10 protein-coding genes are annotated in these 12,794 nt (G+C 67.6%); 8 read left to right on the top strand and 2 right to left on the bottom strand.

Annotated elements, in window-relative coordinates; all coding sequences use genetic code 11:
- Positions 1-75: 75 nt before the first annotated feature.
- Positions 76-309, bottom strand: coding sequence for a hypothetical protein (locus AB0D28_RS25695; protein WP_357389777.1), 234 nt, complete (start codon positions 307-309; stop codon positions 76-78).
- A gap of 99 nt (positions 310-408) precedes the next feature.
- On the opposite strand from AB0D28_RS25695, the gene AB0D28_RS25690 reads away from it, so the two are divergent.
- From AB0D28_RS25690 to AB0D28_RS25680, 3 genes are all read left to right on the top strand, one after another.
- Positions 409-1,236: a sigma-70 family RNA polymerase sigma factor gene (locus AB0D28_RS25690; RefSeq protein WP_357389775.1), complete on the top strand. Its 828-nt coding sequence runs from the start codon at positions 409-411 to the stop codon at positions 1,234-1,236.
- Positions 1,237-1,489: 253 nt separating this feature from the next.
- The gene (locus tag AB0D28_RS25685) at positions 1,490-1,930 is read left to right on the top strand and encodes a very short patch repair endonuclease (RefSeq protein ID WP_357389773.1); all 441 of its coding nucleotides are present in this window, start codon (positions 1,490-1,492) and stop codon (positions 1,928-1,930) included.
- A gap of 78 nt (positions 1,931-2,008) precedes the next feature.
- The gene (locus AB0D28_RS25680) at positions 2,009-3,292 is read left to right on the top strand and encodes an ATP-binding protein (RefSeq protein ID WP_233579674.1); all 1,284 of its coding nucleotides are present in this window, start codon (positions 2,009-2,011) and stop codon (positions 3,290-3,292) included.
- A 13-nt stretch (positions 3,293-3,305) separates the two neighbouring features.
- On the opposite strand, the gene dcm is transcribed toward AB0D28_RS25680, so the two are convergent.
- Positions 3,306-5,267: a DNA (cytosine-5-)-methyltransferase gene (gene dcm / locus AB0D28_RS25675; protein WP_357389770.1), complete on the bottom strand. Its 1,962-nt coding sequence runs from the start codon at positions 5,265-5,267 to the stop codon at positions 3,306-3,308.
- Positions 5,268-5,550: 283 nt separating this feature from the next.
- On the opposite strand from dcm, the gene AB0D28_RS25670 reads away from it, so the two are divergent.
- Genes AB0D28_RS25670 through AB0D28_RS25650 form a run of 5 tightly spaced genes read left to right on the top strand, consistent with a single transcriptional unit; the run spans position 5,551 to position 12,782 of the window.
- Entirely contained in the window at positions 5,551-8,208 is a 2,658-nt protein-coding gene (locus AB0D28_RS25670; RefSeq protein ID WP_357389768.1) for a Z1 domain-containing protein, read from the top strand.
- Complete coding sequence (locus AB0D28_RS25665; RefSeq protein ID WP_357389766.1) at positions 8,205-9,197, top strand: PD-(D/E)XK motif protein; 993 nt, start codon at positions 8,205-8,207, stop codon at positions 9,195-9,197. The genes AB0D28_RS25670 and AB0D28_RS25665 overlap by 4 nt, the downstream gene beginning before the upstream one ends.
- Positions 9,194-11,086, top strand: coding sequence for a hypothetical protein (locus tag AB0D28_RS25660; RefSeq protein WP_357389764.1), 1,893 nt, complete (start codon positions 9,194-9,196; stop codon positions 11,084-11,086). The genes AB0D28_RS25665 and AB0D28_RS25660 overlap by 4 nt, the downstream gene beginning before the upstream one ends.
- Positions 11,083-11,973, top strand: coding sequence for a hypothetical protein (locus AB0D28_RS25655; RefSeq protein ID WP_357389762.1), 891 nt, complete (start codon positions 11,083-11,085; stop codon positions 11,971-11,973). Before AB0D28_RS25660 ends, AB0D28_RS25655 begins: the two co-directional genes overlap by 4 nt.
- Positions 11,970-12,782, top strand: coding sequence for a hypothetical protein (locus AB0D28_RS25650; protein WP_357389760.1), 813 nt, complete (start codon positions 11,970-11,972; stop codon positions 12,780-12,782). The genes AB0D28_RS25655 and AB0D28_RS25650 overlap by 4 nt, the downstream gene beginning before the upstream one ends.
- Positions 12,783-12,794: the final 12 nt, after the last annotated feature.

The following is a 12,794-nucleotide window of genomic DNA, read 5'->3' as shown; positions in this document are numbered from 1 at the left end:
ATTGTGCACGATGAGGGAGCCTCCCGCCGAACCTCTCTGTTGTCCGTGGGGGCCACAATGGCCGGTGTGACTTGTTCAGCCGATCAGGAGGTTGTCGACACGTGCGTACAACTGATATTGGCGCACGTACGGGACAGGTCGGTCGGGGACTGGGAGGTCGACAGCGTTCTCGAGCTGGTCGGCGACCCACGTGCGACGGTGCGGCAGCAGGTCCTTGAAAGGCTGGTCAAGCTCGGTATCGCCGTCGTCCCACCGGGTGGCGACGAGCTCGATGGCCGTGGGCCGGCTCGACTGGTCGACCCGTCCCACAGGGAACGCTTCCTTTCCGACGCCCGGAGGCTCCTATGTAGGGACAGGACGTCGTCCCGGCCATGGGACCGCCTGCTCACGGCCTCCGAGGAGGTCGGCTTGGCGCTGCTGCTCCGTGGGGAACAGTACCGGCCGGACGAGGAGGTTCCGCACGGCTACCGCGCAGGTCTCGAGCTCCCGGACGAACGGGCGCGGGCATTCGACGCCATGGTGCTGCACAACCGGCGGCTCGTTGCTTCGGTCGCCGGCAGCCTTGTCGGACAGGGGGTGGAGAGCGAGGACCTGGACCAGCACGGCGTTGTCGGCCTGATGCGGGCGGTCGAAAGGTTCGATCCCACCCGCGGTCTGAAGTTCTCCACCTATGCGGTCTGGTGGATCCGCCAGGCCGTGACGAGAGCAGTCGCCAACGAGAGCCGCTTGATCCGCCTGCCGGTCTACAAGTCCGATCAGGTACGTCAGGTGGTTGCGAGCCGGAACCGGCTCTTGACGCATTCCGGCAGGGCGACGGTGTCGGAAATCTGTCACGAGCTCAGCCTGGAACCGGGCACGGTAATCGAATGCCTCAGGCTGCATGCCGGAGTGGTGTCGCTGGATCTGCTGATCGGGGACGGCAATGCGTCGCTGGCCGAATTCGTGACCCCGGACCGCGACACACTGCGACCCGACGTGGTTGCACAGCGTCAGGAGACACTTACTCTTCTCCGGGCCTCGCTGGCGGACCTCCCCGAACGCTCGGCGGCAATCCTGGCCTGGCGGGCCGGTGTCGGAACCGGCGTCCCCATGACCCTCGACGAGATCGGACGCCGACTCGGAATCACCCGCGAGCGTGTCCGCCAGTTGGAGCAGAAGGCACTGCCACAGCTCCGTGAGCGGATGAGGGCGCGCCTGGGTGGCGCAGCGCCGGACGCCGACGATCTGATGAACTGATGTCCGTTCTGCCACACATCCGAGGCGGGAGACAGCGCCCCGGCACCTCGCCGTGGGTTCGACGCCATCTCGTCGGTCGATCCCCCGGGGCCCGGCGCCCCACCGCCGTCCGCCGCAGGCATTCACGTGGGCGGAACGGGACGGGCAGTAAGCCCGGACCCGGAACATCCGAACGCGGCGGTACCACCGTGAAGGCCCTCCGGCCCGGGAACCACCGGCGGCGGGCGTGCCGCGTTGGGGTAGGTTGTCGGCAATGACGGGACGTCCCACCGCTCTCAACGCCGCCGTGTCGGCGCAGATGAGCCGGATGCCGCGGTCGCGGACGAAGCCTGAGATGTCGGTACGACGTGAGCTGCACCGACGGGGGCTACGGTTCAGGGCGAACCATCCCGGTCTGCCCGGCCGACCGGACATCGCCTTCACACGGGCACGTCTGGCCGTGTTCGTCGACGGATGCTTCTGGCACCTGTGCCCCGAGCATGCGGTGCTGCCGAAGAACAACGCCACGTGGTGGCGGGAGAAACTGGAACGTAACGTGCTGCGTGACCGCGAGAAGGACGAGGCCCTGACAGCACTCGGCTGGACGGTGCTGCACTTCTGGGAGCACGAGTATCCCGTGGCCGTTGCGGATGTCGTCGAGCAGCTCTGGCGGGAACGGTGCCGATCCCGGACCACAGCGTGGGCGGTCGGGTGAGGCAGGGTGGGTGTGGCATCCTGGTCCTCACGGACGACGTGAGCGGAGGTGCCGATGCCGGGTAGAGCGTGGTACGACGTGGCGCCCTCGGCCGCACGACTGACCGGGTCGCTGCGGGACATCGGGTACGAGTTCCCCACCGCTGTGGCGGACATCGTCGACAACAGCGTCGCTGCCGGGGCCACCCGCATCGACGTCACGGTCGAGTTCGACGGGGAGGACTCCCGTGTCGTTATCGCCGACGACGGCCACGGGATGTCAGCCGGCCAGCTCACGGAGGCTCTCCGGTTCGGCACCAGACGTTCGTACCGTCGCGGCGAGCTGGGGCGGTACGGCCTCGGCCTCAAGACCGCGTCGCTCTCCCAGTGCCGGACACTCACCGTGATCAGTCGCAGCAGCCGAACGGTTGCGCGGACGAGCGCACGGCAGTTGGACCTCGACCTTGTGGAGGAATGGGACCAGTGGGTCGTCGTGGACCCGTCCCCGCAGGATCCGGTGGTCGGCAGAGCCCGGCAATGGCTGGCCGAGGGAACCGGCACCGTGGTCGTCTGGCAGGCGCTCGATCGCGTACTGCCCGAGAAGCGCCCGGCGGGCGGCTGGGCCCGACGGCGTCTGGAATCCCTGGCAGCGCGCACGTCGGACCACCTGAGCATGGTCTTCCACCGCTTCCTGGAGGGGTCCGACGGACTCGCCCCGATCGTGATCTCGGTCAATGGACAGAAACTGCGCCCGTGGAACCCGTTCGCTCTGCAGGAGCCGCACACCTCCGAGCTGCCCCGGCAGCAGTTCGAGATCGAGATGGCGGGCACAGCGGGACTGGTTCAACTCCGACGCTTCGTTCTACCGCCGCGTGACTGCTTCACCTCAGCCGCAGAATTCGAACGGCATTCCGGCCCTCTGAACTGGAACCGGCAGCAGGGCCTGTACGTGTACCGGGCCAACCGACTGGTGCAGTGGGGCGGGTGGGGAGGGATCCGCGGTATCGACGAGCACACCAAATTGGCCAGGGCGGCGCTGGATTTTGACAACGACCTCGACAGCGCATTCAACATCAACGTCGCCAAGATGCGCGTCAGCCTGCCGGCCCAGTTGCGCCACATCCTGGAGGCGCCGGTCAACGAACTGTGCGTTCTCGCAAACGATGCCTACCGCAGAACCTCGCGGCGACAGGGACGACCGTTCCCGACGGACGTGGATGTATCACCTGAGGTGCGTGCAGCCACCCAGGCGGCCACGACCGCCGGCCTCGCTCTGCGGATGGCCGCCATGCAGGCGGATCAGTGGGGAGCATGGCAGCGCATCGAGGAGACTCTCCGCACCCAGTCGCCGGAGGTGGCCCAGCTCCTCGGGCTGGACCGCTGACCCGGACCGGAAGTCAGAACAGCTGAGGTCGGTCGATCCGCGCACCGGCGCACTTCTTCACCAACGGGCATTCCTGGCACAGCGGCTCGACCGGCCGGCACAATGTGTTCGCGAGTTCGATCAGGCCCAGATGCGCGGCGCGCGCATCGCTATCGATCCCGATCATGCGGGCGACTTCCAGCCGGCCGTCCGTCAGGCGGTTGCGTCGGTCGACGGGATGGCCACTGAAGCGGGCTGCCACCCGCAACACACCCTTCGTGACGAGTACCGGCTCCTCCGATTCGTCCTCAGCGCCCGCGGGAACGACCAGCACGGCCAGGTCAGCGATGGACTCGTTGAGACCGGGAACCCGCCGCAGTTCATCGTCGTCCCGCAGTGCCCGGGGATCATCGGCGAGTCGCTGGGCGAGCTCCACCACCGTCCCGGCCCGGTTCGCCCTTGAGATGAATCCGCCGGTGCGACGGAGATTCTCCTCCGCCGCCACCGTGTCCTGTGGCTGGCGCCATGTCCGTAGCAGGGTCCACACCTGGCGCATCACGTCCGGGTGGGCACGGTCGAGCAGTATCTCCGCCTGGATGACCTGCCACCGTGTCTCCGCACGCAGCCATGGAATGCCGCTCACCTGACCGGAGGCGAACCAGGTTGCGAGCGTCGAGGCGACCTCCCGCGTCGACACGTGTGCCGGCCGGGGGTTGTCGAGCGCACCGCGCACGGCCCGGGACAGGTGCTCACCGAGCAGCGGGGGTACAGCGTTGCCGATCTGCTTGAACGCGGCCGACGGCGGACCGGCGAAGCGGAACCAGTCGGGGAAGGTCTGCAGACGGGCTGCCTCACGAACGGTGATGGTGCGGTTCTGCCGCGGGTGGATGTACCAGTAGCCGTCCTTCGCGATGTGCGCCGTGATGGTCCGTGACAGTTCGTTCTCGCCAAGGCGCTTGTACTTGTCGTCGAAGATGTCGTCGCGGTACCGCTTTACCTCGTCCGGTAGATCGGAATACCGGGTCGACGGATCCATCATCTCGAACGCACGCAGGTCGTCCTCACGTACCGGGCGGGTGATGTGGTCGAAGACCTTGTGCGTATCCGGTTCAGCCACACCCTCCCGCATGCGCTTCTGGAAAGTTGTCAAGGGCACGTCGTAGGGGGCCCAACCCTCGGCACCCCCTTCCGGACGCCAGCCCCCCTCCACCTCCGGTAGATCGCCGATCGCGTTCCACACGGTGACCCGCTCCGGCTGCTCCCCTGGCCAGTCGAACGCCAGACCGTCCCGCAGGCCGACCAGAATGAGCCGTTGACGGAACTGCGGAACGCCGTACCGGAAGGTGTCGACCGCCTTCTCCTCCACCGCGTAACCGAGCGATTCCAGCTCGTGCACCATCGTCCGGAGGATGAACATCTCCTTGTCGAGAGCCATGTCCGTCACGTTCTCCATCAGCACCGCCGGGGGACGGGCAAGCCGGATGACCTCGAGGAACGATCGCCACAGATCGCGCCGTTCGTCATAGGGATCACGCAGACCGTGGCGCACCTTGTGGCGGATCATCGACCGGCCGGCTTTGGAGAACGGCTGACAGGGAGGCCCGCCGGCCAGCAACTCGACGCCTGCATGCCGGACGAGCTCGGCGACCTCCCGGATGCGCGCGGGGTCACCCAGGTCCCAGTCCACGCTCAGACCACCGTGGTGGTGGCGGTGGGTCTCGACCGCCTCCGAGTAGTGGTCCACCGCGAGGACCACGCGGTAGCCGGCGTTCTGCATACCGAGACTCAGACCACCCGCTCCGCTGAACAGGTCGACCGCCAACCGGTGCCCTCCCCTACGGGACGCCTGTGCGTACCGCAGGAGCTGGTCGCTGTCGGTGACGGCGTCGGGGTGGGGCGCCAGCTGCACGAACGGCCCACGTACCAGTCTGACCTTGTACTTGCCGCGACGGGCGGTGGGATCGGGTGCGTTGGGCTCGGCGGCGCGGTCGGTCACGTGCACGAACGTTACCGGTGACGGCGCCCGCAGCCCAGCACGCCCCGGCGCGGACGCCGGCGTCGGAATGCGGCTCTTTCCCTGGCTCGGACAGCGCGGAACCGACGACCGGTGTGGGATCGGATCGCTTCGGCGCGATCCTGCTGGCCGGCCGGACAACCGGACGGTCCCGGAGGAGGGTGACCTGCGCCACCCATGCTGTATACGTGGTTACCGGACAATGCTCCGCCGGGTGTCCCCACTGGAACCACCCCATCGGCACCACGAAGACGGAAGGGCACGGATGCACCGGATCAGCGACGAGGACCTCAACGATCTGGTCGAACAGATCGCCAGTGCCGTGTACGGCAACAGCACGATCCCGGCGATCCGTCGCCAATTGGGCAAATTCGTTCCGGCCGATATCCTCGACGTCGCCATCACGGAGTACCAGGCCCGGGCCGGGCGCCCCCGTGACCTGCACGAGCCCCGCTCCCTGACGGATCCATTGACACAACTGGAACCCTGGTACATCCCCCGGTCCGACGACGTCTTCTGGCCGTCGGTGAGGCGCCGCTTGGAGGGCACGGGTCTCGACGACGAGCCGATCAGACGTATCAACGACTCGTCGAGCAAGATCGTCTCGTTTGTTCCACCGCCCGGGACCGAGCGGTTCAGCAGTCGCGGCCTGGTTCTCGGACACGTCCAGAGCGGCAAGACGACCAACTTCATGTCCGTGGCGGCGAAGCTGTGCGACGCACGCTACCGGTTGGTCGTGGTGCTGTCCGGCATCACCGACAACCTGCGGTCACAGACGCAGCAGCGGATGGAACAGATTCTCGTCGGTGACGACCGCGGCCGTTGGCATCTGCTGACCGATGGCGAAACGGACTTCGACGACAGGCAGGCCCGCAATGCCGCCAACCTGCTCAGCAATCCCGACCAGCGGCTCCTCGCTGTGGTCAAGAAGAACCCGTACCGCCTCCGTAAACTGGCCCGTTTCCTGGAGGCCGCCGGCACCATCCTGCAGGACTGTCCCATCCTCGTCATCGACGACGAGGCCGACCAGGCGAGCATCGACGTGGGCAACAGGGGGCGGCAGTCGACCATCAACTCCCTGATCCGCCGCATCCTGAGCAAACCGAAGGTCGCCTACGTCGCCTACACCGCGACACCGTTCGCGAACCTGCTCGTGGATCCGACCGTGCCCGACGACCTCTACCCCGCCGACTTCATCGTCGACCTTCCCCCTTCCGACGACTACTTCGGTGCCGAGCGGATCTTCGGACGCGACCTGCTGACCTACGAGGCCGGGCCGGTCGACCGGGGCCTGGATGTCGTACGGACGGTCCCTGACGACGAGGTCCCCTCGGTCCGGCCGCCCGGCGCCCGTGCCGGCTTCGGCGACTGGAGGCCGACCGTCACCGGCAGCCTCGGCGACGCTGTCCGCTGGTTCATCCTGGCCACCGCCGCCCGCCGCTGCCGCGACGGTGCACCGGCCGATTCGACCATGCTGATCCACACGTCGATGCGCGCCGTCGCACACCAGCGGACGGCCGAGGTCGTGCAGGCGTACCTGGAAACGCTCCGCGGCGGCTGGTCGACCGCCACCCTCCGCGACCTGTTCCACCAGCAGTGGGAACGGGAGACGGGCCGGGTGCCCGCCGCCGATCTCGGACTTCCGGCCGTACCGTGGCCGCAGGTCTACGACCGGATCCCCGGCGTCATGGCCGACGTCCGGGTGGTGGTCGACAACTACCAGTCCGACGTCCGGCTCAGCTACGGAGAGGAGCCGGTCACCGCCATTGCGATCGGGGGCAACACCCTCTCCCGTGGGTTGACCCTCGCCGGCCTGGTGTGCAGCTATTTCGTCCGGGCGGCCTCGGCCTACGACACGTTGCTGCAGATGGGTCGCTGGTTCGGCTACCGCCACGGTTACGAGGACCTGCCCCGGATATGGATGACAGGCGAGCTCGCAGCATGGTTCGTGGACCTGGCGACCGTGGAGGCCGAGATCCGGCAGCAGATCCGCCGCTACGAGACGGAGCACAAGACGCCACGAGAGTTGGCGGTGATGATCCGTAAACACCCGGCCATGGCAGTGACGTCGGCCGCCAAGATGCGCGCGGGCGTCACGGTCCGCTACAGCTTCGGCTCCCAGGTCATGCAGACGATCAAATTCCACCATCGGGACGAGGGGTGGCTGCGACACAACATCGACGCCGGCGACCGTCTCCTCACCACCGCCCTTAAGCTTCCCGGAGTACGGGAGGTTCCCGTGCGGGCCGGCCGCACCGCATTGACCGGGGTGCCGGCCGCGAGAGTGATGGCCTTCCTGCGCGACTACCGCTTCCATGAGCGCAGCCCCAGCCTCCGCCCGGAAGCCCTGTGCGAGTACATCGCCAAGCAGAACGACTACGACGCATTGCGCACCTGGAACATCGTCGTGATCGACCAGGGCAGCGACCGCCTGGGCGGGATGGCGCTGGCGGGCCGCAAGTACCACATGATCAACCGCAGCCGGCTCAAGGTGCCGGAGGACTATGCCGACATCAAGGCACTGGTTTCGACCCTGGACCGCGTCGCCGACCTACCGGCCTCCATCAGAATCAGCGACATGATCGACGGAGACCCCACCGACCGGAGGTTACGGGAGCTGCGTGACGGGCAGCTGGGGGGCACCGGGCTCCTGTGTCTCTATCCCGTGAGCAGGAGGTCCACGGTCGAGCGCAGCAGTGGCAAACGCGGTTATCCGAGAACCGAACTCGCGGCCGTGGAGGACATACTCGGCGTGGGTCTGTTCTTTCCCGAGGCCCGGGGACCCGAGGACCGTGACTACGTCTCGGTCGACCTGTCCAGCCTCGCGCCGGTCGACGAGGAGCTCGAGACCGTCGACATCGACGAGATCGACGCCGCCGACGAACGGGCGGGTGAAGCCTTGACCGACGGCGCCGCGTCATGACAGGCAGCGCCGAGGAGATGTTCCGCCGACTGGAGGCGACCGATCCGCCACGGGAGATGCGCGTGCTGGACAGTGCGGTCGAGGTGGCCGCGGGGCCGGTCGCTGTCGGCGTCGACGCCTCCGGGCGCCGACATCTGCTCATCCCGCTGACCGACCGGCACCCCACAGTGCAGGACACCACCAGCCGCGGCGTCACCGTCACCACCCGGAGCCTGGAGGACGACTCCGGTCACCCGGGACGGTACGCGGATGTGGTCTGCCAGCTACCTGAGCTCAACGACATCTTCGCGGCATTCACCGACGACCTGAGCCGACAGTTGCAGCGCCGCCCCGGCGATCCCGGACGGGTCTGCCTGGAGCTCCTGCACCGGTGGCGCGAGCTGCTCTCCCCCGCACCCGGTCCGATACTCGGACCGGAGGCGCTGCTCGGCCTGCTCGCCGAGCTGCACTTCCTCGAACGGATCTGCGGGCTCGGTGGCCCCGAGCCGCTCCAGCTCTGGACCGGTCCCCACAAGGCACGCGCGGACTTCACCTCCGTCACCGCTGCCGTTGAAGTCAAGGCCACAACGCACCGCGACCGTCTGGTCGTCGGCGTACACGGCGCCGACCAACTGGAGGAACGCCCAGGCACCGATCTCTACCTGTACGTCGAGCAGTTCGAACGTGACAGCGCCGGCGACAGCGTCCCCGACGTCGTCGACAGGCTCCTCGGTACGGGACTGGACAGGCGTATCCTGCTGGACGCCCTGGCCACAACCGGTTACCGCAACGACGACGCCGATGCGTACCGCCGGGACCGGCACCGGGTGAAACGCGCCGCCGCGTACCACGTCAACAGCCCGGGTTTCCCCCGGGTGACGTCCGGGCAGCTCGATGCGTCACTGCAGCAGCACCTGGTCCGCCTGAACTACAGTATCGATCTGTCAGCTTTCGATCACCATCTCACCGACCCCTCCGCGGCAGCCGCCGCGCTTATGGAACAGCCATGACGCGCATCGCCATGTACGCCGAGCCGCTCCCACCATCAGGAGGGATCGACGCGCGGTCGGTACGCCGGACACTCGGCACCTACTCCATGGACTTCTGGGAGCTGTTCCTGCGCGAGACACTGCAGAACAGCTGGGACGCCGCCACAGAGAGCCGACCCGCCGAGTTCTCCGTGGACGGCTGGCCCCTAGATCCCGGGCAACTGCAGAGCCTGCGTCGTCTTCTACCCGGGGCCGACCTGGACAACCCGGGCCTCAGGGTCCTCACGGTCACCGACACCGGTACGAAAGGGCTTACCGGTCCCACCAGGGCGGACCGGGTGGGTGAGGATGATCCACGGAATTTCGTCGACCTCGTCCGGAACATCGGCCGACACCCCGACAAGGGGTTCGGTGGCGGAACCTACGGCTACGGCAAGGCCGTGCTGTTCGAGGCGAGCAGCATCGACACCGTGGTGATATTTACCCGCATCAGGACCAGCGCCGGTATCGAGTGCCGACTGATCGGCATGTCACTCACCGATCCCTACCGGGTCGGGCGACGTCAGTACACCGGACGCCACTGGTGGGGGGTTCCACACAGCGACGTCGGCGTGGAACCGGTGACCGGCCCGACGGCGGAGCACATGGCCCGGGCCATCGGACTGACGCACCTGTCCGGGGACGCAACCGGCACCTCGGTCATGGTCATCGCTCCCCGGACCGGAGAGGAGCACCTGTCCGACGTGGTCGCCGTGATGGCCGACACCGCCACGAGGTACGCGTGGGCCAACACCGTCGGGCAAGTGGGGTCACCTCCCGGGCTCACGTTGCGGTTCACCTGCGACGGGTCACGGATAGAACTTCCCGACCCGGCGACCGATGCACGGCTGCGGTACTTCGTCGAGGCGCACCGGCGCTGCCGCTCGGTCTTCGACGGCGCAGCAGGAGACCATCCATGGCCCTGGGCTGTCCAGGAGATCGTCGGCAGCCGTCCGGAGCAACGTCTCGGCGTACTGGCATGGCGGACGTACAGGGCGGCCGCCTCAGGCAGCCATGCCCGGCCACCCGCGGAGATCGCCCTCATGCGCCGACCGGGCCTCGTTGTCGAGTACCGCAACGTCACTCCGGATCCGTTCGGGCACGCCATCAGCGGCGTGTTCATCGCCGATCCCGAACTCGACGGGGATTTCGCCCGCGCCGAACCACCGACGCACGACAGGTGGCAGCCGAGGCTGGCGCAACGGCAGCGGTACGCCCGTAACCCGGTCAGCCAGGCACTCAACCGCATCGACTGGATTTTCAAGGAACGCCGTACGGACAACGCGACGACCCCCACCACCGAGGCCGCGACGGGGGTTTCACGGCTGGCGAACGTCCTCGGCACACTCCTCGACACACAGGCGGGTGGCACGGACATCCGCATCCCGGCCGGGTCGGACAACCCGGTGCACGATCCACCGACCACTTCGTCGGGAGCACCGGCAGGCCACAACGACACACCGACAGCGCACAACGGCGGCAAAGGACGCCAGCGGAGGCACCACGGGCGGGGGTCGCGCTCCACGACCGGTCCGACACTGCGTTTCCACCCCCGTCCCCGCCAGATCGTGTTGAGGGACGGCGGCCGTGCGGTTGAATTCGACTTCGACCTCACCGGAGCCTCCGGTGCGTCGCTGACCCTCATCGCCCAGCCACTGGTCGCGATCGCTGACGGAGCACCGGAGCCCGCCGACGAGACCACTCCGGTCGAAGTACTGCACTGGCGTGACCGGGACAACGGAGACCTCACGCCCGGTCCGCAACTGACCCTGACCACCGTGACGTCGGAACACTGGACCGTCACTCTCACCCAACCGGCTGATGCAGCCGTCACCGTGCGGATACGCCAGGAGGAGGTGACACCGACGTGAGCGCCCCGATCAGTGCGGGCCACCTGACCCCGGCGGAGGAGCGCATCCAATCCGGAACCGTGACGGTCACCGGTCCTCAGGGCATACCCGTCCCCGAGGGGGAGCCGGTGCCTGACTGGGACTACTTCACCGATCTCACCGCGAACTGGCCCCTGCATGTCGACCTGCCCGGGGTACTGCAGGACTGTGGCCTGTCGCCCGCCGCAGCCGTGCACTGTCTGGTCACCTGGCACAGCAGCAGCACCAACCGCCGCGACAATTCCACCCTGGTCAGACTGGTTGACGGCGAAAACCGACTGACGGTTGCGATCCCTGGCACCGAGATCGGCGGAAACCTCACCCTGACCGCCCGGTTGGTCCTGGCTGCACCTGACCCGACACCGATCTCGCCGCTGGCAGCCTTCCGACCCGGCGCCATCCTCTGGCAGGCCCGGCGGCGCTTCACCCTGGAAGGCAGCGGCAGCCGGTTCCCCGTGGTGGCCACGAGCTTCGCCGAAAGTGGGCTCGCCGAGGGACGCCGCTCGCTGTGGTACCTCTCCTGCGCCCCGGATCTCGACGGGTCGGACACCGGCAGCATCCGGCTGTACCTCAACTCGGACCACCCCGCCGTCACCACGATGCTCAACCAGCCGGAAGCGGAAGGCTCCAGGACACTCGCCGAGGTGCTCCGGCACGATGTCGTCCGTCAGCTCATACAGACGGCGCTACGCTGCGAGGACCTCCAGGACGAGCACGACCACGGCGAAGGCACACTCGGCGAGCTGTTCATCAACCTGATACGCAGGTACTTCCCCGACCGGTCGCTCTCCGACCTACGTAGTCAACACCGCAACGACCCGAGCGAACTGGAGGCGGTCATCCAAGGTCTCGACCGGGTCCTCGCATGAACCGGCTGTACGTCTACCCGCGTCTACCCGCACACGTCGCGGAACGGCTGCTGACCCTCCACACCGGCCGGGACCTCGTCGAACTGCGGAGGCTGTCGGCCACTGCCGATGCGCGCACCACCTGGTACCCGACGGCACCCCACCGCGTAGCGGAGGACGACCTCCGTGCCCTGCAGCAGACCGTCCGCGGGATCGCCGCGGAAGCCAACTGGCCGGCACCTCTGGGCAAGACGAACGGCACAGCCTTCGACCGGCTGCTGGCACCGGCCCTGTACCGGCAGATGACCATCGTGCCCGCCGACGCGGCGAGCGAAGAGGTCTGGTCATTTCTCAGCCTGGTCCTGTTGCCGGACATCGCGCTCTGGCGGTGGCCCAATCCACTACGGCGGCCAGGCTACGAACGCATCATCGGCCGTCCGCGCAACGTGTTCCGACGCCTCTGGACCCGTGTCCACAGCTTGGGCGAGGACCTCGGCGCCCGACTCTACGAGGACGAGGCCGTCGCGATCCTCGAGCGCCCGACGCTCGGTGCGCATCCCCGCGTCGCCCGCGCCATTGCCCATGGCCACCTGACCGTAGCCGGTGAGGCCGGCGCCGCAAGGACCGACATCCTGCGGATCACCGCGCGCAGACTCCGGCGACTTGCGGTATTGGTCAGCCTCGAATCGCTCGACGATGTACAACTCTCAAAGCTGGTGGACGACTACACGAAAGAGGCCATCGAGCAATTGCAGGCGAAGACAACTGGGAGCACGCCCGACCACGATCTGCCGAAGCAGGTGCGGGCGAGGTCAGGGGCCAGCCTGTAACGGCTGATGTTC

This window comes from Micromonospora sp. NPDC048169, from assembly GCF_040652815.1.
Lineage (GTDB): Bacteria > Actinomycetota > Actinomycetes > Mycobacteriales > Micromonosporaceae > Micromonospora.
Note: the sequence above shows the minus strand (reverse complement) of the source record. Positions and strands in the feature narration are given on the sequence as shown.

What these genes read in the sequence shown, in the direction of transcription:
- AB0D28_RS25685 (WP_357389773.1), top strand. Translation starts at nt 1,490, where the DNA reads ATGACGGGACGTCCCACCGCTCTCAACGCCGCCGTGTCGGCGCAGATG.
- AB0D28_RS25670 (WP_357389768.1), top strand. Translation starts at nt 5,551, where the DNA reads ATGCACCGGATCAGCGACGAGGACCTCAACGATCTGGTCGAACAGATC.
- AB0D28_RS25665 (WP_357389766.1), top strand. Translation starts at nt 8,205, where the DNA reads ATGACAGGCAGCGCCGAGGAGATGTTCCGCCGACTGGAGGCGACCGAT.
- AB0D28_RS25660 (WP_357389764.1), top strand. Translation starts at nt 9,194, where the DNA reads ATGACGCGCATCGCCATGTACGCCGAGCCGCTCCCACCATCAGGAGGG.
- AB0D28_RS25650 (WP_357389760.1), top strand. Translation starts at nt 11,970, where the DNA reads ATGAACCGGCTGTACGTCTACCCGCGTCTACCCGCACACGTCGCGGAA.